We start from the raw sequence: 22,068 nt of genomic DNA, 5'->3' as shown, positions 1-22,068 counted from the left end.
CTAGCTTCCCCAAGGGGGTTAGAAAGCCCAATGAGCAAAAGTGTAAAAAAATCACCGGTATGGACAGACCACCACACCCAGGTACAGGCTGGTGTAAACGACAGGCTAGCAGAGCCGTACACCGCTACACAGATGATATTCAAAAACGGTAAATGGTACCGGAAGTTATTCTGTTCCTGGATTATTTGTGATTACCGCTCTTACAAAACAAAGCAGCAAGTGATACATGAATGGGAAAAATCCCGATGGCTGAGGGACCGATTATTGACTCAGGCAGAAGTCATTAAAGATTGGGAAAAGTTCTATAGAAGAAAATAAGCTCAAGCGCGGGTCAGGGAAGCCCGGCGCTTGAGCTTTAAAGTGATGATATCACGAATGACTGGATTACAATCATATAGACAACCCTGCTACAGTCGTGGATACCCACATGCACTGTATGCGGGAACATACAATAGTGGGATGTGATCTGTTACATTTCGAAGAAACCTTGATTTGACGGGCTTTTTGACGATTGGCTTCCGGTCTGTTAGGCCGCAATCCGACCGTCTCTGTTGATGTTTTACATCAATTTTACATCAACATCGATCCCTGACCTAAAAAATATTCGTTAATTCACTCTACCTCTTTTTTATTCGAATGACTGCGCTTTGCGGAATGGTCACCTTCTCCAGCAAGTCGTTCTGGTCTTTGCCAGAGGAAGGGGCGACTTGTGCCGACGAAGAACTCGGCGCTCCGGCATATCCTGACGGCTTCACCGCTTCTTTTTGCCGCGAGCTCTCTTGCGAGATATTCTGCTGTCGTTGCTCTTCATGCAAACGCATCGGTTCCCTCTCTCCTTTCGGTTCGGCTCATTAGGTTTCCGGCGTCCCTTAATCCGTAATATGGCCTCTGCTAACTCTTGCAGATTCAACGCGGCCTCTCAGCCGCGGTTACGAAGTGACTTCGCCTATTCCACAGGCCTCCTCAGATAAGAACGTCATCTGTCTGACCGCGATCACCCAAGTTTACAACGTCAGCCCTTGGCGGCTTCGGACTTCGTTGTGTGTAGGCAGCTCATCCGGCTGGCACTGCCTCAAATTGGGTTCGTGTACCTTGGACCGTGCATTTTCCTCCAGCTTCCTTCAGATTCTGCCTCACATCAGACCCCCTTACCATTGGCTAACGGTAGAAGCTCGCCAGCCCTTTCGGGACTCACACCCTAGAGATGACGCCTATGCTGGGCGTACTACAAAAAGGCCATGGATGCAAATGTCCATGGCCTTGGGTGTGCGAAACAGCGAATAGCAGACATGTCGACTCCCCGCGAGCGAAGCCGGCATGCGCCACTTAACTAACTATCCCTACAGTTCGGAATGTCCGATGCAGATACTCAGGTTATACGTATGCAGTTGCAGATTAGGCGGTCGTTCATCCTGCTTCTCGAGTAGACTTAAACTGCTTCGCATACCCGTTCGTCATATTATCTTTTTAATCGGCTGACAGTGTAATGAAGTTCATCGGTCCAAAAGCTTCGTCCCGATCTAGCTCCTCCAAATGGAAAAATCGGTCGACGTATTCATCTACAGCCGCTTTGAACTGACTGTATTTGTCCGCATCGATGAACGTAAAGCCATGTGCGAATATACTCTTGTTCCGCAGGTCCACCTTGTTCTTCAAGCTTTCGATTCTTCCGATGACCGCATCCGGTTTTTTGGTTCGAATAATGTCGTCTTCCAAGGCAGCGAGCAGGATGAAGCCCGCGATCAGGCTGATCTGCTTATCCAACTTCTCGATCGGATGAAAGCCTTTGACTCTCGTGCGCAGCGCGTTGACCCGGTCCAGCAAGGCTTGCGGTTCGAATCCGGTCTCGGCATATTCGGCATCCTCCGTATCAATCTTCAGGTTCCACAGCCGCTTCTGCGCGACCATCTCCAGCAGCCGATAGAGCAGCAGCGAAGACATCTCGTATTTGTGCTGCTTCTCCTTCCGCATCGCGTTGCAGTAGATATTCGCCATCACGATGCTGATGTCGTGAAATATCCCGTCTTTTTGTCGATGGCCTTGTCCCTCGTGAATATCCTTCAGCTTGCCGATCAGCCGGAGCTGCTGTTCGAGGCGGGATTTGTGCGGGGCCAGGAGCGTCGCGCTCCCGGTCAGACTCAAGAGCGACAAGATTTCGCAGCATTTGCTCATATAATCGTATGCGCCTGCCAGATTCAACGAATCCCAGTTGTCGTACGCCTTGGACAACAGGCCGAGCGCTTCGAACTCGTGCAGCCCCGGCACCTTCCGGCGGAGTTCGTCGAAGATCTCCGCAGCCGAGGCGTAGTCCATGCCGTTGAACAAGGTGACGGCCCGATCGCGTTCGATATCGCCGAACACCTCGTACGGATTCTCGATGTAGGAGAGCGTCTCGCTGCCCGGCTCCGGCTTCCGCAGGTCGGCCAAATAATGGCTGGCGATATAGACGAACTTCGCGTTGATGACGGACCCGGCCATGGCGCAGCCTGCGGTCATCGATTTGGTGCCACTGGTGAAATCCACGTAAATTTTGCCGGGACGGTCCCATTCCTCGTAGACTTCCTTTACGACCTGATAGAGTTTGAGCGGATTCTCCGAGTTGACCATGCGGGAGATGTACCGGCTCGGCTTTAACCCGGTCAGCTCGATCACGTCGTCAAGCAGCGGTCGCGTCCTCGTCGAATGCATGATCAGCACGCGTTCGGGCCTCAGCGCCAGAATGGATAATACAAGCGGTTCGTAAGAGGTGCCCAGCGTCAGGATAAGATTCTCGCAGCTTTCGGAATGTGCGTATTTCTCCCTGAAATGCATCATCACCTCGGGCAGAATATGGTCTTTGTAAAAGGCGTCGGCCTGCCGGCGCTCTTCTTCCGTCCCCCGATTAAGCAACTTCCACTGCGCCGTCGCCTGCACGAATGATTCTTTGAATGTTTTCATATCGGCTGTCACTCTTCTTCCGTGTTGGACGAAATTTCAATGTTGGTCGCTTCCGCGTTTCCTGTCAAATATAGTCGCAGCGCGTATAGAATATCCGGCGTATTGTAATGGGATTCCGGCTTTGCTACTTGCGTTCGGATATTCGATCTCAGAATACCGCGAATGTCGTCGTCAGCAATCTTCTTCCCGTCTACAAGCTTGATGTCGTAGATCCGCTGCGTGATGTCGTCCACAATGCCCCAGAACCGCCGGCAATGCGCAGATTCGGGCGTAAGCAGCGCCTTAACGGAAGTCACGGCCGATTCCCTCGTCCGAAGCAGGGCCAGCAAGAGTTCCAATTCGAGCGAGAGCAGTGCCATATCGTATCCGATGACCGACTCGCCGATCGCCCTCCTCTCCAGCTTTTCAGCGAGGGCTTGGATCACGCGCTCGAGATCGGGCATGTCGAGCCGATGGACAAGCTGTTGGTCCCGCCATAGGATCAGAGAGAGGATATGGATCGATTCCTCATCCAACTCCCCGAGCGTATGCGCCAGCAGCTGCTGCTGCCAATCCAGCTGCGCATCTCCAATGGCATACGCGATGTATCTCCAGAGCCGCTTCCGCTCTCTTCGATTCGCCGAAATCTCTTGCAAGCGCTGCTGAACGATTCTCGGCGCATCCTTGTGCATCGCGCATAGGACGAAGAAGAATTCGTCCGCGAGTCTGCTTCTGACATCGTTCCTTGCCGGTCCGGCGTGTTCCAGGAACGCGACGATACGGTCCACGCCCTGCTTGACGACCACGCGAAACGTATCGGGAGCGTCCGGTTCCATCAAGGATCGGCCGTGATCCCACAAGCTCAGTACGAGGAAGCGCATGCCCCGCTTCGTGCGAGTAACCGTGTCATCCGTCAGGCTGAGGCCCGGCGTGATCCGCTTCGCATTATAGCCGCTGCCCTTGCGGCTCGGGACCAGGTCGAACGATAGCTCCGTCGCATACGGATCGAACCGCTGCTCATACTCTCCCTCGTGAAGATAGATTGACCCGTACGCTTCCGTGAACAATCTGGCATAATACTTGTCGAACTTGTCGACTCTCCATTCGAGGGGCGCAGCGATGCGACAATGGATACGCGTTCGATTCCCGCTGTCCATCCGGCCCGAACAATAGAACTCGCAATGGCTGCCGATATGTTCGAATTGCTTGGCAATGCGGTCATAGAGATCGACCGGCCCGAACTTACCGGGGTAACTCGCCAATTCATCCCAAGCCAATCGGCGCGGGAAGCGGGGCGCCACGGACTCCGTCTTCACCGCGATAGACGACTTCTCCCGCCATTCCGCCTTCACGGCGCCGAACGGCGCATCGTCGCACCGAAGCGGAATGAACGACAACTGATAAGGATCATCGTCGCCATAGGTATACTGCATGCGCAATTCGCATTCGACGCTTCCGGCCAAGGGGAATGCAGGGGAGCGCAGAAACGCCACATACTCGATCATCCGATTCCCGTCGCCCATGACCAGGTCGAAGTAGTAATAATGATGTCCCTCCGGCAATGTGAACGTTTCTTGTATAGGTATCTGAATCTTCATCCCCCTGGCAGGGATGATCGCGCTGTCCTTTACGAGCGCGAAGGCCGCTTCGCGCCCATCCCGCATGACGCGGATGGACAACGGCGGCAGATGGTCCTTCCACAACGGCAAGTCGTCGCCAGCTTCCTGCTGCCAAGCGGTCAGCGCGCCTACGCCGTTCAGCAGCGAATCCGGCAGGCGGATCCAATGGAACTCGCCCGGCACGCCGGCCGGCATCGATTCGAACAAGCCTCCGACCGCCAGCAGATACGTCCTGCCGCCGGGCTGCTGTTTCCCCCGAAGCTCCTGCCATTCCGGCCATGGCCAAGCGACGCCGCTTCGCGCCTTGGCGATTCTGTCTTTCTTATCGTACGGCGCCGTATACCATTCCGTGTTGTCGTTCACGAAGGTGCCGACGCTCGGTTCATCGACGAGGATGTCCATGCCCGTCAGTGATCCGACGTCTTCGGCGAACGTGCACCCTGTCTGCCGCAGGAGCGTCACGGCCAGATTGCGGGAGGACAACGGATGTGCCGATTCCGAAGACGGATGCCGTTCCCACGTTAAGCCGCCGTTCTCCGGCCGGACCGCTTCCCACCGAGGATCATAGACCGCCTCAATTGGCGTAACGGTCACGGTCTCTCCGGTTCCGTCCAACACGAACACGAAGTCGCCTTCGCGGAGCCGCACGTTTCGGAATGACTCCGAGGCCTGCCACGCGAATACGGAGGCGATGCTCCGCGGCAGCGGCTGCGCCTGTTTGAAGTAGAAGTTCATGCCTTTGCGAATGTGTTCCAGTTCGAAATCGTCCCGCGAGTCCGGTACCAAATAGGTCAGCGCGTCCGTTCCCAGGCTGTTCTTCAGCTCATCGGCGAATGCCATGGCGGAACGGCTCAATACAGCCGCCGGCAGCTCTCTCCGAGTGGAAAGCAGCGTATGGATGGATACCGTATGAACGCCGGGTTGCAGCAGAGCTACGGCGTTGCCGGCCCCTGCGCTTAGTTCGACGACACCTTCGCCGGCCGTCTCCCAGAATTGTCGAATGAGTGCTGCCGGAACGGTTCCCCTCCGATCACCGATCCGGTATTCGGGTTGAATCGAACACAGATCGAGGCTCGCGGCTGCCGATTCGGAGACGCTCGCCGGCGTATGTTCGCTGGTCGGCCTCCCTCCCATGGGCAGCTGCAACAGCTGCAGCAGCGTGTTCGCGAAGACTTCGGCCGACCGGCTGGATTCACAGACACGCGTCTTCCCATTGACGCTAACCTCGATCGCCGACGGCGTTAGGCTAATCGTGATGATGTGTCGTTTCTCGTCTATGCAGGCCACGATCTGCGCGCTGCCTTCCATGAACAGCTCGATGGAGGATTCGCTCTCGAACTGAACCTGCTTCGCCGATTTCCCCTTCGCCGATTCCTCCAGTTGGTAGTTCAGCCGGGTCCCGGCCTGGATCTCGTCGAATCGGTGCCGTTCGATCATATAATTCGTATGGATGAACAACGCGTCCCCCGTACTCATCAGAAACAGGCCGTATCGGGATTGACCTTCCCCCTTGACCCAAGCGACGCGCTGCACTGAAGCGGTCGCCTCCCGGACGACACGCCCTCGGATCCCCCACCCGGCCTCCACCCTATATTCGTCATAATCGAAGGTACAAGGCTGCTGCGGAATTCGGACCTGAGGGGATGACTGCAGCTTGGCTGCGATCGTCCAGAACAGGAGCGTCGCATAATCTTGCTCGAGCGCCTGCTCGTCCCTGCCGATCCCCGCATCGAGACTCTGCAGCCATAACCAGGCATCCCAGATCGGGCGGTAATGCTTATGCTGTAGAAGCGTGTTGTTCGGCGGCGTATTGTACCAGTCTCCGATTTCCTTGCATTCGGGACTGCGAAGCCACCGCTGGATGCGGGCCAGCAGGTCGCCGGACTTCTCGTCAAGCCCTCTCAAGGCCTTCTGCTTCGTATATAACAGTTCCTCAAGCCGATAACAGAACGCCTTGAACAGCCGGTTCTCCGACTGGTCGAAGCTCATCTCCCGCTTAACGGCCATGACATACGGATGACTCGCCAGCTTCTCGCGAATGTTGCGGCCCGGCTTCCGGCTGAGCCAGGCGATGCCGGCCTGGTCAACTTCCTTGGCCGCATGAATCGGCAGCATCGCGTGGTCTCGCCGAATATGGGAACCGAGCTGCCGGAACAGCTCGACCGCCGCGTCGTAGGCGTGTTCGACTATACGGGACAAGCGGTCGTAATAGAGACCGTCCCCGCCGCCGTATTTCATCACTTGGATGCGGCCGCACACCTCGCGCAGACCCGCCGGCAAGGGCAGGCCTGTTCGCTTATCGAATTCCGCAATACGGAAATACCAGTCTCTTACGTCGATCAGAAGCGCCGCAAGCGGATCGGAACGTTCGTGTATCGCCCGGTACAGTTCGTCGGCGGAAGCATAACCCGTCTTCCTAGTAGTATCCATCTTATCGATCTCGCGACGTGAGCTTAAATCGACTCCGCCGCGACGTCCTCCCTGTCGTATTCCTTGATGTAGTTGGCGCTCTGCCACATGAATTGGCCATACCCGAACTCGCAGGCGATGTCGTAGTCTTCGACGATGCCGTAATTCTCGTTGCTGAGCAGCGCCCGGATCTTATCGAGGCATTCTGTCTTGCTTCTTCCCCGAGTTTCGATACCGCGAAGCTTCGGCATCACTTTCTGGACCAGCTGATCTTCGAAAGCGACGCGCATCGCCTTCTCCAGATTGCGCTCGCTACGGTTCAGATTGCCCGGATCGAGCTGCGTGCGTACGGTCGGATAATTGGCCATGTAATATTCCACCGACTGCCATACCCGGTGCCCCAACGCCCTGCCGACCATCGCCAAGCTCTGATTAATCTCCTCCACGAACTGCTTGTACGGCCGGATCTGCTCTTCCTGGAAGACGCTCTCCTTGCTCCACCAGCTCTCCCACGTTCTTCTCGTCAGCAGAGGGGACGGATTCGTCAGTTGCTTCAGCGCGCTGCGCCGTTCAAACGTCGTCGGACGCGGGAAGTTGATGACGATGCCGCGGTCCAGCACCTTGTCGGACAACGACTTGGTCGTCTCATCCTGGTTCATCGTGCCCGCCCACAGCACATTGCGGCCGAGCTTAAGCGGATAAGGGGCACAGCCGGAGCCTAGCTTCACGTCGATATGTGGAACTTCCGCCCCTTTCCGTCCCCTGCGCAGCTCCAGCTTGCTGAGGAACTCCGCGAAGTAGAGCTCGATATGCGCGAGGTTCATCTCGTCTAGCAGAATCAAGTTCATGACGTCTTCGAACCCAGGATAATCGGGCGCGTTCTTGCGCTGCGTCTGGGACAGGAACCGGAGCACCGGCTGGGCATCAAACTTGTTGTCTATCGAGTTGAAGAAGCCCAGCATCGACTCCTGGCTGTCCCAGTTCGGCTGCACGGCGAGCGGCAAATAATTGAAGCCGCCGAAGTGCGAATACAGCCGCGGCAGCTCGGATTTGCCCGTTCCGCTGACGCCAGCGAGCACCGTGAGCGGCGACCACTCCGACGTCTTCAAGCCTGTATGAAAGGCGTGCAGAATGCGCTTCGGAAACTTTAAGCCGTAATCCCTGCAGGCGGCGTCGATCCCGGCCAGCCAATCGAGCTCGCTCGCCGGCGGCTGAGGCAGTCGTTCGAGATGCTGCTCGAAATACGGTAATTCGATATCCTTGATGCGATCTTCCCGCTCTTGCTCGCGTTCATAGGATGCCTGCAGGCGCTTCCGCTCGGCTTCCAGCCGCTTGTTCTCCGCTTCGGTCGCTTCGTAGCGGCGAAGCAGCGATTTGTTGTTGTCCTCCAGCTCCTTGATCCGCAAAGCCTGCTGATTCGCATCGTTGAATTGCGCTTGCAGCCTGGCCCGTTCCTCCGTCAGCCTGCTGTTGCTCTCTTGAAGTTCCTTGAGCCTGCGGTCATTCTCGTCATATCGCGCGCGCATATCCTGAGTCGGGCGTTCCAGCAGTTCCTCGCGAAGCTTCTTCAGCTCTTCATGCTGTTGGTTGAGCCGCAGCAGCACGCGTTCGGGCTCGTCGCCGTTCAGCTTCGCTTTCAGCTCTTCATAGCGGCCGAGACGCTCGATAGCGTACTGCAGTTCGTCCCGAAGCCGATCGTTCTCTTCCTGCAAGGCCGCTTCTTTGGCATCGAACGAGCGCGCGCGAGCGCTCGTCCGCTCCAGGATTTCATCTTCCAGCGCGTCTTCCCGTCTGCGCAGCTCCTTCTCGCGGGAAGCCGTTAGCCGGAGCTTGAGCTCCAGCTCATCCGATTTCTGGTCGGCATCCACCAGCTTGCTCAGCAGCAGCTCCCTGTCCCGTTCCATCGCTTCGCGTTCGGCCTGCTTCGACTGTTCCCAGTCTCTCTTCTGCTGTTCGAGCTCCTTGCGGAGGCCGGCACGCTCGATGCCGATCTCCTTGTTCAGGCTTTCAAGCCGCTGCTCCAGCTCCCGCGCGTACTGCTTGTCGATGTCTGCCATACGCTTCAGCCGCAGCTGGGCAAGCTCCTCTTCGCCTGCGGAACGCTTCTTGGCCAGCTCCTCGTCAAGCGCCCTGCGCTTCTCGGTATAGCCTTCGTCCCGCACGATCTCCGCCGCTCGGATCCGCTCTTCACGCTTCCGAAGATCCTCTGCCCGCCGTTCCAGTTCCGTATGCCGCTGACTGAGTTCATGCTCCCTGGCGTCGTAGCCCTTCTTCGCCTCTTTGAACTTCTGCTCGAACAGCTTCGGGAACCCGATCTGCGCTTCGAGTTCGCGAGCGACAAGATCCGCTTCCCGTTCCGCGAGCGCCTTCTCCTTGGCCGCAACTTCCCGCACCAGCCGTTGAAGCTCCACGAATCGTGTCTTCAACTCCTGCTCCCGATCGGCTGAGGCCGCGTTCGAACCCACATTCGACTCCTTTTGTTCGGCAATCGGATTCGCCTGCTGTACGCTGTCCTCAACGGCGCTGCGGTTCGCTTGTTGTTTGGCATTCGCAGCAGCGCTGCGGTTCGCTTGTTGTTCGGCGTTCGCAGCGGCACTGCGGTTCGCTTGTTGTTCGGCGTTCGCAGCGGCACTGCGGTGCGCTTGCTGCCCCCGTTGTTTGTTCTTGGCCATGCTACACCTCGGTTAGTAGTTTGATGGATTGAAACACTTGCTGCTTGAGCTTCTCGATCCGTTCCGGCGAGAGATAGACGGCCGTATTGCCGTGTCCCCGCAGTTTGGCGACTTGGCCCGCCGCTTCGATGAGATCCGGCGCTCCCTCGGCAATTTCGCTTAGATTTTCCGGCGGCATCAGAAGGAGGAACGCGAGCAGATTCGCGCCCAGCGTGGCGTTGGTTCCCCGGATTGCCCGTTCCAATCGGTGCGGATTAACTCTCCGAATGCCGTACGGAAGCGCACCGTTCTCCAGCAGAAAACCGGCTTCCACCGCCCGACGGGCGGCCTGTTCTATCCGGTCCGCTTTCTGCGACCTGCTGCGTTCCCGATGCGCTCGAGCGAGGCGGAATAACGCGCCTTGAAGCGCGTTGGCGAGGTCGTTCACCGCCTGGCTGCAATCGAATGCCTGCTGCTCCGACCGGGACTCCTCAAGGAACATCTCCACGTTCATCAACTGCTCGCGGAGATTGTCCGGCAGCCCGACAACCTTATCGATCCCCAGAACGTCATCAAGCCTTATCCGGGCTCTGATGCGCAGTTGGGCATACGAATCGTCGCGCGCCGCCGGTTCCGCTCCCCATGCCGGTCCGTCCGTGCCGTCCATACCGGCCATACTGCCCATCCCTTCCATGCCGGCCCCGGCCGGAATGGCTGGAAACAGGAGGCAGACGGACCTGTAGCAGGTCCTCCAATAATCGTATAGCTTCGAAGGCGTCACGTCTTCGCCGTGAAGCACCGCGTCACGCAGACTCTTCAAGCGGTTAATGTACGCGAGCCAATCCGGATAATGCCTCACGACCGCATGCAGCGGATGACCCGCGAATTGGGAAGCTCCGGCCAGCGCAAGGGCAAGCAGCGGCTGCATCTCGACCTCGCCGCCGGCATAGGCCTTCATCTTGCCCGGGCTGACTTGCAGCAGTGCGGCATGCTCCGGCACCTGCAAACGGCATTTTTCCGCGAATGTCCGGAGCGTCTTCTCATTCTCTTGCACGGTCTGCGACCCGTACACGAACACCCACTCTTCCACCGGGTACTCGAATACGACTTGGCGCAGCCCCCATTCCAAGCAGGCATACAGATTGCCCATCAGATCGTTGACTTTGCGCTGAACCCATTTCTCCTCCGCATCCGAAGTGACGAGCTCCTTCGCATCCTGCAAGTCCCGCCAACTTCGCTGAAGCCGGTACTTGACTTCCGGGTAGACCCTGAAGTTCTCGAAGATATCGCGCTCTTCCTGCCGTTCCTCGTCTCCCCCGACCCTGTCCCGCTGCGCTCTCCGGAGCAAGCGCTCAACGACATACTCCGCCTGTCTCTGCTTCTTGAGCAGTTCCTTCAGCTTGCCGGTCAGGTGGGAGGATACACCGAATCCGAACGGATCGGTGACCACGAAATCTTCGCTTCCCTGCTGCACCAGCGATTCGCAATACAGAAAGATCGTCTCGCCGGAATCGGCCACCGTCACCGTATCCTCCAAGCGGCCGAATTCCGACCGCATGGCGCCGCTCCGCTCGAGCGAAGCGTACCTCTTGATCAGCCGCTGATGGGCCGAGGCGGCCTGCGTAACGTCGGCGGGAGACGGCCGCTTCCGGATCCACCCCCCGAGCGGATCCATCATGACCGCGCTGACAACGGACCTCTTCCCAGTCGTGCCCCGGTAGAACGAGACGGTATCGCGGTCCGTCCCCGCGATCCCCAGAAATTCCAGCGGCGATTCAAGCAGGATCGGGAACACCTTCCCGCCGATCAAATCGACGAACACCGTTGCCGCGACATATTCGTCCGGATCGGCGTCCATCCCTTGCGCCAGCTTGCGGGCGGCATCCGTCGCTTCGTTCCGGTCCGTCAGAAACCCCAGATTGCGCAGCTTGTTCTGAATAAATTCCACGATCTCGACTTTCATGCACGTGATCTCCGACAGCTCCCCGGGCGTGTACAGGCCGATGACGGACAGCCGCAGAATCGTGTCTTCGAAGATATTGAGGGCTCTGCCGCGCCGCGAAGGAATCGACACCTTGAAAGCCTGGAACGGCCATAGCACCCCTTCGCGGGAGGCGATCTGAAGACCCGCGAGGCGGGGCGGATACGATACGATCTTCGGCGGATGCTGCCGAACATAACCATTTTTCATAGGATGACTCCGCTCTTGGTGCACAATTGATAGAACGCGGCCAGCGAAGGAACGGCTTGTCCGGCCAGCTCGTGCATGACGAGTCCCGAGTCGCCGGCCGCGATCAACAGCCGTTTCTGCCGGCTCATGCTGACGCACAGCAGATTCTCCGACAGCAAGCGGCCGAATATGGCGCTGAGATTGCGGCCCGTCCCTTGCTGCCGGTTCTGCCGGTTCGTTCGAACCATCGAGAGGAAGACCACGTCGAACTCCATGCCCTGGAACGCGTCGACCGTTCCGATTCGGAGCCGCTCGTGGGCGGTATCCTGCCCCTGCTCATCCTTCAGGAAGCGATAGGGAGCGGCAATCTGCCACTTTCGGTCGACCCGTTCGGCAAGCCCGTATTTGTGAAGCTCCTCGAAAAGGCAATCCACTTGTGCCTTGTAAAACGTAATGACGCCGAAGCTGAGGTTCTTGCCCTGCTCGGAATGGATCCATTCGTTCAGCTTCTCCGCGATGCGATGCGCCTCGATCGTCCTCCGCCAGCTCGTCCCGGCATTGACTTCGGCCTCTTCCCTGGACTGGATATCGATCCAGCCGAGCGGCCGCCCGTTCATGCCGGCAAGCTCGTGCTGGAAGTACTTCTCCTCCAGCGGCGAACGAAACGCCTCGTTATAAGGCTTATAGAACATGTCGCTGACGAACTCGCCGAGCATAGGATGCATCCGGTACTGCGCGTCAAGCGTCACCGTCCGGCTGATGCCGTCCATCTGTTCCAGCTTCTTGAGCCGATTGAACAAATACTCGAACATGCTGACGCGCAGCAGTTCGTTGTCCGAAGCGATCGATTCGTCGGGCAATTCGGCGTCCAGCTTCGAAACGATATCGTCGTTGATGATGTGCGGAAGCTGCCGGTGGTCCCCCACCAGAATGATGCGTTTCTCGGCTTGCGTCATCGGGATTAGCAGATCGGGCGGACTCGTCCGGGCCGCTTCGTCGATGATCACGGAATCGAAGACGACATTCTCCTCGCCCGCGCCCAGCTTGACCCGCTTGATCGCCTTTCCTTCGGCCCCCTGCACCGTCGACGCGTAGACGAAGTTGTAATCCTCGATCGCGCGCCGGACGCCGACGGGGTTATTCTCCAGCTCGTGCAGGAAGTTCACGAGAATACCGTCCTTCGTGTCCTTGGCGTTTCTGGACTGCGCCAGCTGTTCGGCCACTTTCCCGAATAGCTCCAGCACATCCGCGCGGGGCTTCTCGATCTTGTAAGAAGGCCTCGGCGCATAGCGCTCCACCAGCCGCTGCTTCAGCCGCTTGAGCGGATCGAGGAACGCAAGCTCCCTTCCCGGCTTCCATGTCACGGCCAACTTCAGCGCATGCCGCTCGTCCTCGTCCAATTCCTCTTCGACGCGCATATAGAGGTCGGAGGCACGCCACGGACCGTCGTCCCGGAAGCCGGCATCCGTCACGCGCAGCGATCGAACGAGCGGCAAGATGTCTGAGTCGGCGCCCTGCAGCCTGTTCTCGTCTTCCAACTGGTCGAACAACTCGCTCGCCTGATCGAGAAGTTCCGTCGGCATGAGGGAACGAGGTAATGCGAGCATCTGCTTCAGCAAGTCCATCGCGTTCCGGTCGGACGGCGAGTGGGTGTACAGCCGGAAGGAGGCGTTCAGCCGGCGCTGTTCCTCAAGCTCGGCGATCTGCGGATTCTTCTCGCGGATCTTCGAGGTGATCTCGCTGCACCAGATCGCGATCCGATCGGACACCAGATCCGAAGACGATTCTTCCTCCCCGCTGCGCCTGCCGTATTTGACCGGGGGCAAGGAATTGACGCTAAGCCGCGAGGTCATATTCTCTACCGCATCGTGCTGAAACGCGGATACGAGAATCTGGCCCCGCACCGATCGGCTCTTGTCGTGGATCTCGTTCAGCCGCTCGATGATGGCCGTGATGACGGTCGTCTTCCCCGTGCCCGGCGGTCCTTGAATGAGCGCGATATCCGGCGTGTTGAGGGCGATATCGATCGCTTCGCTCTGTCTGGGCGTCGGCGGGTGTTTGAATATCTTGTCCTTCACGAACGGCGTCAGCGGCTTATGCTTCGTGACGCGCTGGGTATCCGGCAGTTCTCCGTCTTCCTCGATCAGCAGACCGAGCAGCGGGTTCGCGCTTCGCCCTTCCAGAATCAGCTTTCTCGCTTTCAACTTGCGCTTGATCTGCGCCTTGTCGCCTTGGATCGACAGCAGCAGGAACCCGGTCGGTTTCTCCGGAATGGCATCCGTCGCCAGCGTAATGCTCTTCGCGCCGATCTCGATAATATCCGCCGTGACGACCTCTTCCTTCTCGGACGGCTGGCTTTCCCCCTTGAATTCCTGCTCGAGGTGCATGCTGTATTCCTGCCATTCCATGTCCGGGTCTTTCAGATAGACGGGGATCTCGTCGGTCACTTCCAGCTTGTCGTCCATGGACAGCTTATTCGGCACCTCGTCGACGAAAAACTTGATCCCGCGGTCCACGGAATTGAAGCCGGCATAGGCGATTTTACCGACCGCCCTCGCCTTGGCGAGCAGAATCTCGCCCTCGTAAGCGGCGTACTCGTCCCACTTCTTGAGATAGCTGCCCTTCTGTTGAATAATGCGCGACATCTCGCCTGCCGCAAGCGCGGTGATCCGTTCGGCCTTGTCCGAGAAGCGGATTTCTCCCCTGACGAGCCGAAGGGCGCGGTCCGCGTCGAGCTTCGCGCCGACGAACCGGTTGGCGAAGAAGACCTCTTCCCCTTTGCGGATAGCCCGCTTCTCCGTCGGGATGCGGAAGCCGTCCGCGCAGATCGAGAACCACCGTTCGGCGTGGACTTGGTCTTCCGTCGACTGAAAGTCGTCATCCGCCGCCGCTCCGGCCAGCAGCAAGAAGTACCGGTCCCGTTCGGATTCCCCCGTACGAATGACGATCCGTTCTTGCAGCGTCTTCGCCAGATCAACCACGCTGGAACAGCGGAAGCCGTGCCTGCTCGCCGCGGCGAGAATCCGATCGTCAAGCGCGATATCGATTGCACCCATCTCGATGACCGGCCCCTGGAAGAAATGGATGCGCAACAGCGCCGAACCGTCTCTGCCGGTATTGACGATATGGGCGATCCGAGCCGATCCGCGCTTAATATGGTGGTCCAGCTCGGCTTGCTGGTGTTTATCCCTTAGCGCAACCGGAATCGCCTTGCCGTCTTGAACAAGGCGATATTCGTCCGGCAGGTCCGAGGGATCGATCGTCACGAAGCCGGCTGCCGGTTTCATCTGTTTATCCGCGGGCACGACCCATAATTCCAGGTCGGTACCACTGCGAAGATTCCTTAGCTCCATGCGTCTTCCTCCATCGTTATCCCGAAGCTGATCACGCGGGGTTCTACGCCGCCGGACGCCAGCCAGAAGCCGGTCCGCCGGACGTCGGCCGGCAATTGTACGGATGAATGGATGCGTTGGAACTGCTCGCCTCGTTCATTCGGGAAGGCGACATACAGTTCCAGCGAACCGGGGTCTTCTGCTTTAAGCACGATGGACCTCTCGTCCATCGTCAACGTGACGGCCGTCCGGAAACCGTGCTCCCCGTCGAAAGGCTTGAACAGCCGTTCCGGCAGCGCAAGCTGATCATCGACGGACGGCAAGCGGCTGAAGTACGTCCATTCCGGACTGCCTTCGTCGATCGCGCCGCCGTCCCACGAATAGACCCGGACGGCCAGATGAGGCGGGGCCGCCGTATCACAATAAGGACATCGGCTTCCGTGCTTGTCCATGTACCAAGACATCCGGCAAGCGGAACATTCGATCGTCTCATCGGCCGCTGCCGCAAGCGCCTCCGGCCAATGGAAGATAGACGGCCGCCGCCAGAATTGCGTGCGTCCGGCTCCGAATGTCTCGTCAAACAGCGCGACAAGCGGCTCGGTCAATACCAACTCGGCGGGCAGCCCGTCTTCCGTGCGGTTGGAGTCGTCATCGGCTTCATAGATCCACGGAATGAGCCCGGCATAGGCGCGTTCCTCGCGCGTTCCGCTCGGGTCGCCCTCGTCGTCGGCCCAGTCTCCGCCTTTGACGTAATCGCCGAGGAACGGATGGTTAAACGTCAGCATACGGAACGCCAGAACGGCGAAGGCGTGACAGTCGCTCCGGAACCGGGTTCGGTCCCGTTCCTGCATGACTTCCGGCGCGCCGTATCCGGGCGTATAGACGCTCGATCCCCGCGGATCGGGGTCGTAACGCAGATTGTCGGCGTCGATCAGCCAGACCTCGGAAGAAGACGGGTCGCTCGACAGGAAGACGTTGTTCGGCGATATGTCGCCGTAGACGAGCCCGGCCACATGCAGGCGGGACAGTACGTCGGCACACCGGGCAAGCGCCGTCAATCTGCGCTTTAACCCGCCCGTATTCGCGTAATGCATCAAGTGTTTCGCCTGCTCTTCGGGCATCTCGTCGAGCCATGCCGGAATATCCTCCGCCCGGATGCGCCGAGCCGCCTTCTCGCCGAGCCAGAAATGGCTGAATGGTACCATTTCCGTAAGCAGCGTCATGACGTAGCCCGCATAACCCTTCAGCAGGGCGGAAGGCAGCGCGACCCGGATTCCCTGCGGCAGAGGCAATAGCTGTACCTGCTTGAACTTCTTGCGGTATCGCTCGCACGCATCCCGATTCGTGACGGGATTGCCGTTCTGGTCCGTCACCAGCTTCAGGGCGATATTCGGGTCGAGCGTCCGGTAGACAACACCTTGCCCCCCGGCGCCCAGTCGTTCGTCGTTGATATGAATATGGTTATGTTCATCGATCCATTGCCTGGATTCCATGCTCGTCTACCTGCTCTCTGTAAAGACATGCAATCGTTTTGTCGTCCGTATGCCGGGGAACGGGCCATTCCTTCAGCCATCTGCGAATATCCCGTCTTCGCTCGGGGGCCGGTATCCCGCGGTATGCCGCGTACAACTCCTTGGCAAATTCAACCCGCTTCTCCGGAACCAAATCCTCGGATATGCCGTCCGTACAGAGGAGGAACGCGTCGTACAGACGGGCGTCCGAGACGAGCGTTCTCCACGCCGCCCCGTCGAAGTCCCGGTTCAGGGCGGCCGTCATATTGACGAAGGCATCTTCCTTGTCGTCGAATAGGAGCCGCGGCTCGGTCCTCTCCCCGTGCGCGACGATCAGTCCGTCACCCAGCTGCGCCATCAAACTTCGGCCGCCAGCACGAATGACGAACAGACAGGTCGCCCCGCAGTCGCCCGCCTTATAGGGTGCAATGCGCATGAGCCATATGGCGTGGATTAATTGGAGAAATTCCGTCACGCGCTCCTCGGGATAGCCGCCGCAGATCCGCGCCGCATCGACGACCGCCTGCACGGCGGCGGTCGAACCGATGTCGGAACGGGGACGGCTCCCGAGTCCGTCGGACACCGCCACGACGTCCCCCCACTTGTACTGGCGGGCAAACCATGCGTCCTGGTTCGGCAGCTTGCGCTTTATATGCAGCGGTCCGATCATGCTGGCTCCCCAGATCCCCCACCGGTCGAAGGTTACGCCCATTCGCTAACCCTCTCCGACGGCGCAATCCGGGACAAGTCGCTTAATCTTCGCGGCGGCTTAGCGGCTTCTTCCTGCAAGGGCCATCGCTTCAGGGCATTGCCGATCTCGGCTGCGGCATACACGCGGCCGCCGGGCGTCAACGCCTTAAGCGCGGCCGTATCGGCATCCATGCCGACCGCCACCGCCCTGACGTCGTATCGCTTCCGCTTGATCAACCAGTTCTTGAACCCGCGAAGCTCGTCGGCCGAGAAGTTACCGTCCGAGAGGAGCAGCAGCCGGCTCTTCCCGGCTTCATCCGGCACGATTCGCTGCAGCATCTCCGTCAGACCGGTAAGACTGTTGCTTCCTACGCCCGTGAGAACCGGGGGGGCTTCATCGGGATCGAGCGCCATCACCCGCGTTTCGTCGTTCCAGAGGAGCAAGGTCAACCGATCGAAGGGAAACAGTCCCTGCCGCATGCGGACGCATGCCCGCACATAGGCGAGCATATTCGCCGCCGTCGCAAGCTTGCCCATCTCGCTCATACTACCCGACGTATCCAGAACGACGAAGAGCGTCACATTATCGTTGTTCACCATGGTTCATCCTTCTCCGTGTGAATGTCGCAATAAGGGCGGAACCAATCCTGCCGGTTCTTCAGCTTGTCGATGAAGACGGCTTTATTCCCGTTGTCGAGCCCTTTCAGCTTAGCGAACCCGCCGCCCTGGACAAGCGCGCCGGCATCATCCTCCGAGAGGCGATAACCGATCTTGAGCTCGAACTGGGGGAGCAAATCCTTGCAAGCGGCGTTCGCTTTGCGCCAATTGTCCACCACCGCAATGACAATCGGCGAATGTCCGGATTCAAGCGTCCTGCGAAGGCTGTCCGCCGGCGAAGCCGGATCCTTAGGCTTGCCGAAGGACGGCACGGCGCTATGGAACGGCTTCGCGTTCTCCAGACCGTCAATGATCAACACGTCGGCTTTGCCGTCTTCCGTATGATCGAGGAACGAGAAATCGCCGTCCCATTCGTATCCGAACAGCCGAATTCGACTGCCCGCCGATTCGACTGCCGCCTCACGCAGCGCAGAAGCGCCCTTGTTCGCGGCGTCGTAATACGCGATTCGCCTGACGTGCTCGCTCAGGCTTAAGCTCCGAATAACGGACAGCAGTAACCCCTGCCGAATAACGGGATCGTGCCCGGCAATGAGCAGATGACCGGGCTGCTGCCGGTCGAAGGCTAGGCGGAGCGGGTTCCCGCTGAAATCCAGCTTCTCGCCCAGGACAAGCGCCGGCTCCCCGGCACCGGCAAGCTGCGCCGCATAGCTGCGGGAATCCGGAATCGGCGGCAGATGCGCCCCGTTGAAGATCTTGGCGGAGGAAGCGAACCCCCTCTGTTCAGACCGTTCGTGCAGCTCGTCCAGATGCGACCGGATGAGGTCCGGTTCCGCATACGGAATTAAGAACCGCCGATTCGCCGACCCGGCCCCGTTGGCGTCGTTCAGAATGCCCTCGGGCGGGCTCTTCAGTTCGGCCGCTGCCCAGTTGTTCGAGCCGAGAATCATGGCCGAATCTTCTTCGCTGCAGGCCAGCGCCATTCGGCAGCCGATCTGGCTGATCAGCTGCGCCATCGACATCGATTGAATGCCCTTCAGCGTCTGGGTCGCGAGCAAGACATGAATGCCGTACGCCCTGCCTTGCCTCAGCAGCATGTTCAGGCTCTTCTCCGCGGCCTCCGCGACATCCTTATTCTCCGAGAACAGCAGCTGGAACTCGTCGATGATGAGCAGCACTCTCGGCAGCGGCAAGCCCGTGTTCTTCCGGTATTCGGCGCAGTCGCGCACGGCATGCCGCTTGAATGCGGACGCGCGGCGCTGCAGCTCCTGCTCGATATGCGCGAGCACGGTCGTGCCGTACTCCGGATCGCTCTCGGTCGCCACCAGCACGGCTTGCGGCAGCGGTGGATTCGCATAGACAGCGAATTCGGTTCCCTGCTTGTAGTCCAGCATGTAGACTTGCAGCTCGTCCGGCGCGTAGCGGTGACAGAGGCTATGGATCAGAACGTGAAGCAGGTTCGACTTGCCCGATCCGGAGCGGCCGGCCAGCAGCGCATGATGCTCGCTGTCCACGCGCCCGAGCGTAAATTCGACTTCCCTTCCGTCGGGCGTCCAGCCGATACAGGCGCTTATACCGTCCCTCGACGAGGCCGTCCAGCAGGCCGCCTCCCCCCACTGGTCCCGGATCTTCCGGATGAACGCGTTCGAGCTTCGATATCGTTCCGCAAGCCGGCCGAGCAAGTCCAGCAGTCGGTCGGGCCATTGTTCCTGCTCCTCGGTTACCGCCAAGTGACGGAAGGATCGGAAGACCGGATTCGATTCGAGCAGCTGCTCGATGCCTTGCGTCAATCGTTCGACTTGTCCGCGCAGCGCGTCATATCGGCGGTCCTCCAAACTGCCCTCCTCCATCGACAAGATGGGAAGCACGCCGCATGCCGGACCGAATTCCAAGATTCGTCCCAAGTACCATAGGCTCTTCTCCGTCAACTGCTCCGGCACATGAAGGACGACGAGGACTTTGTATGGAATCGCATGGTCAGGGTGAAGCTTATTGTACGACTGCCAGTCGACCGCGCTTCCGCCGAACCTTCGCTGAAGCAGTTGCTCGATGTCGTCCAGTTCCCGCCGGAGCACCTCCTCGATCTCTTCCGAGCGCGTCCATATTCGCCGGTCGGCGAACGGCTTCTGCAGATCGAGCAGCGGAAGAAACGGCCGCAGCGCGGACCCGAGGTGCAGGGGATCGTATGCCACGATCCGCAGAGCATTCGCCGGCAAGGCGGTCATGAGCCGCAGCAGCAGCTGATGCAGCCAGCTTTGTTCCTTCCGATCGTTGGACATCCGGATTCCCCGCTTGAACGGGAAGGGGAGGAGCCGCGGAACATGACCGCTCCATCCTTCACAACTCAGCTTCATACGGCCGAAGGCAAGCGCATCCGGAAGCTTATCGCCGTTATTCAGATGTTCTTCTTGAAGGTCAATCAAGCGCGGCTGTCTCCGGCGCACCCTGCGGCACCATTCGTCCAGTTCCGCGAGCTTCCGGTTCCAGTCCCGGGTGAAGACTTCCTGTACCGCCTCCTGACGCGACTTCAGAAGATCGTAGTCCTCCAGCCGGAGATGCTCGCCGGGAATTTCCCGCCGGAGCCATTCGTAAGCAAGGCGCCGCTCCTCGGAGATTCGCTCGAGCTCTGACGTCAGCTTCAACAGACGTTCCGTGAGGGCAAGGCCGGTTTGGCGGTTAATCCCCATACGGCTCACCCGCAATGAACCGCGCTTCTTCAAGCAGCAGATCCGCCTGATGAAGCTGCCGTTCCGCAAGCTCCTCCATCCGAAGAAGCGCCCCCGCTTCCGCGACAAGCGGCTCGAATACGTTGCCTGCGATCGAGCGGCCGAACGCGTCCCGGACATTACCCTCGAATTCGGCCTTAGCCGTCTTAACGGCCATCAACACCCCGTTAAACAATCCCAGTCACTCCCCGTTCTGATCCGGCGACGGCGTTCCAGCACGCTTGGTCCAATTCTTTCTTCCGCGGCAGCATCCCGACGAGAGGAGATCCGGCGTCCGTAAGCGCCTGCCTCAGATCCCGCTCCGTCTCGGACGACAAATCCTTAATATCGCGGCTGCATACGGTCATGGACGCACGTGCGGACCGGTGTCCACCGGCCTGAAATTTCATATGTTCCTTCTGCGAGAGCAGGTATTGCACGCTCCCGCATTTGACTTCGATTCGGATCGAGCCTCCGGCCGGAGCGCCCATGCCGACGCCGCGACCGAGAATGACCGGCGTCTTCAAACCGTGTACGGTAATATCGGTCTTCGTATAACGACCGTCCTCAAACCGGGTCACGTTCTGCGTATCGATGCGCTCGGCGAGGGGCTTGAAGGCGTACTCTACCATTTTCTCGCCCAGCGTCCCGCTCAATTGCTTGCGAACTTTCAATTGCACGGCTTGCCGTTCGGCTTCCCCGGCTGCCTCGCGCAGGTCCTGCCGATACTTCTCGAGCTTCGCCCGGAATTCAGGGTCCCGTTCCTCCAAGTATTCAACGAACAAACGCTGCTGCTCCGGCGTCATCGATAACCGGGCGTTCAAGGTTTCGGGCCTGACGGGCTGATTCGGCGGCGGGGACCAGCGCAGCCATTCGTGAAATGCGCTTGCCACCCCGTTCGCCGCGAGATAAGCCTGCAGCGCCTCATGGGCGCTAGACAGCCTGGATCGGCCGACATCGACAGATTCCTCCGCCTGACGCATGCGGACGGCGCTCTCCCCCTCGACCTCTTCCTGAAGCTCCGCCGTCAATGCCGCCGCCCGATCCGCCAGCTCCTTGCGCTGCTCCATGCGCATCCGATGCCGCTTGGCCCGCTCATACGCCTCCATCGCTTGCTGCAGTTCGGCTAACGTCTCCGCGACCCGCGCCGAAGCGACGGTGATCGCCACGGGATTCGCCGACGCAATCGCCGCAGCCAATTCGGCATCCGCTATCGCATGCTCAGCCGTAGCCTTGGCGAGCCACACGCCCATCTCCGCTTCCTTCGTGACGGCTGCCATCAGCAGCGCCCCGCTCGTCGCTTGTTCCAGCGCGCACTCCGCCGCCTTGACCGCAATGCGATGGAGCAGCAGCTGACAGGCGTCGCGCAGCCCTTCATAGCCGTGTGCCAGCGACCGGATCGTCTCCTCCAGGTTCTCCACCTGACCAACCGTAATCTGTCCCATGGGTA

13 protein-coding genes are annotated in these 22,068 nt (G+C 59.2%); 1 reads left to right on the top strand and 12 read right to left on the bottom strand.

What is annotated here, in order from left to right; translation table 11 throughout:
• The first annotated feature begins 30 nt into the window (after window positions 1-30).
• Complete coding sequence (locus tag PSAB_RS03575) at window positions 31-318, top strand: hypothetical protein (RefSeq protein WP_226991759.1); 288 nt, start codon at window positions 31-33, stop codon at window positions 316-318.
• A gap of 299 nt (window positions 319-617) precedes the next feature.
• On the opposite strand, the gene PSAB_RS03570 is transcribed toward PSAB_RS03575, so the two are convergent.
• The 12 genes from PSAB_RS03570 to PSAB_RS03515 form a co-directional block, all read right to left on the bottom strand.
• Complete coding sequence (locus tag PSAB_RS03570; protein ID WP_025333226.1) at window positions 618-821, bottom strand: hypothetical protein; 204 nt, start codon at window positions 819-821, stop codon at window positions 618-620.
• Between the two features lie 646 nt (window positions 822-1,467).
• Window positions 1,468-2,937, bottom strand: coding sequence for a TIGR02710 family CRISPR-associated CARF protein (locus tag PSAB_RS03565; protein ID WP_025333225.1), 1,470 nt, complete (start codon window positions 2,935-2,937; stop codon window positions 1,468-1,470).
• A gap of 8 nt (window positions 2,938-2,945) precedes the next feature.
• On the bottom strand, window positions 2,946-6,965 hold the full coding sequence (locus tag PSAB_RS03560) for a DUF2357 domain-containing protein (RefSeq protein ID WP_025333224.1): 4,020 nt from the start codon (window positions 6,963-6,965) through the stop codon (window positions 2,946-2,948).
• 23 nt (window positions 6,966-6,988) lie between these two features.
• Window positions 6,989-9,616 (bottom strand): hypothetical protein, encoded by a 2,628-nt coding sequence (locus tag PSAB_RS03555; protein WP_025333223.1) that lies wholly within the window; start codon window positions 9,614-9,616, stop codon window positions 6,989-6,991.
• A 1-nt stretch (window position 9,617) separates the two neighbouring features.
• Window positions 9,618-11,786, bottom strand: coding sequence for a hypothetical protein (locus PSAB_RS03550; RefSeq protein WP_025333222.1), 2,169 nt, complete (start codon window positions 11,784-11,786; stop codon window positions 9,618-9,620).
• Complete coding sequence (locus tag PSAB_RS03545) at window positions 11,783-15,118, bottom strand: DEAD/DEAH box helicase (RefSeq protein ID WP_025333221.1); 3,336 nt, start codon at window positions 15,116-15,118, stop codon at window positions 11,783-11,785. Before PSAB_RS03545 ends, PSAB_RS03550 begins: the two co-directional genes overlap by 4 nt.
• Complete coding sequence (locus PSAB_RS03540; protein WP_025333220.1) at window positions 15,109-16,590, bottom strand: protein kinase domain-containing protein; 1,482 nt, start codon at window positions 16,588-16,590, stop codon at window positions 15,109-15,111. Before PSAB_RS03540 ends, PSAB_RS03545 begins: the two co-directional genes overlap by 10 nt.
• Window positions 16,565-17,320, bottom strand: coding sequence for a PP2C family serine/threonine-protein phosphatase (locus PSAB_RS03535; RefSeq protein ID WP_025333219.1), 756 nt, complete (start codon window positions 17,318-17,320; stop codon window positions 16,565-16,567). Before PSAB_RS03535 ends, PSAB_RS03540 begins: the two co-directional genes overlap by 26 nt.
• The gene (locus tag PSAB_RS03530; RefSeq protein ID WP_025333218.1) at window positions 17,311-17,898 is read right to left on the bottom strand and encodes a vWA domain-containing protein; all 588 of its coding nucleotides are present in this window, start codon (window positions 17,896-17,898) and stop codon (window positions 17,311-17,313) included. Before PSAB_RS03530 ends, PSAB_RS03535 begins: the two co-directional genes overlap by 10 nt.
• Window positions 17,892-20,633, bottom strand: a complete 2,742-nt coding sequence (locus PSAB_RS03525) for an FtsK/SpoIIIE domain-containing protein (RefSeq protein WP_158442551.1) — start codon at window positions 20,631-20,633, stop codon at window positions 17,892-17,894. Before PSAB_RS03525 ends, PSAB_RS03530 begins: the two co-directional genes overlap by 7 nt.
• Complete coding sequence (locus PSAB_RS25670; RefSeq protein WP_025333216.1) at window positions 20,590-20,814, bottom strand: hypothetical protein; 225 nt, start codon at window positions 20,812-20,814, stop codon at window positions 20,590-20,592. Before PSAB_RS25670 ends, PSAB_RS03525 begins: the two co-directional genes overlap by 44 nt.
• Window positions 20,807-22,063: a hypothetical protein gene (locus PSAB_RS03515; RefSeq protein ID WP_025333215.1), complete on the bottom strand. Its 1,257-nt coding sequence runs from the start codon at window positions 22,061-22,063 to the stop codon at window positions 20,807-20,809. The genes PSAB_RS25670 and PSAB_RS03515 overlap by 8 nt, the downstream gene beginning before the upstream one ends.
• Between the last annotated feature and the right edge of the window lie 5 nt (window positions 22,064-22,068).

The organism is Paenibacillus sabinae T27 (assembly GCF_000612505.1).
Lineage (GTDB): Bacteria > Bacillota > Bacilli > Paenibacillales > Paenibacillaceae > Paenibacillus_AQ > Paenibacillus_AQ sabinae.
Note: the sequence above shows the minus strand (reverse complement) of the source record. Positions and strands in the feature narration are given on the sequence as shown.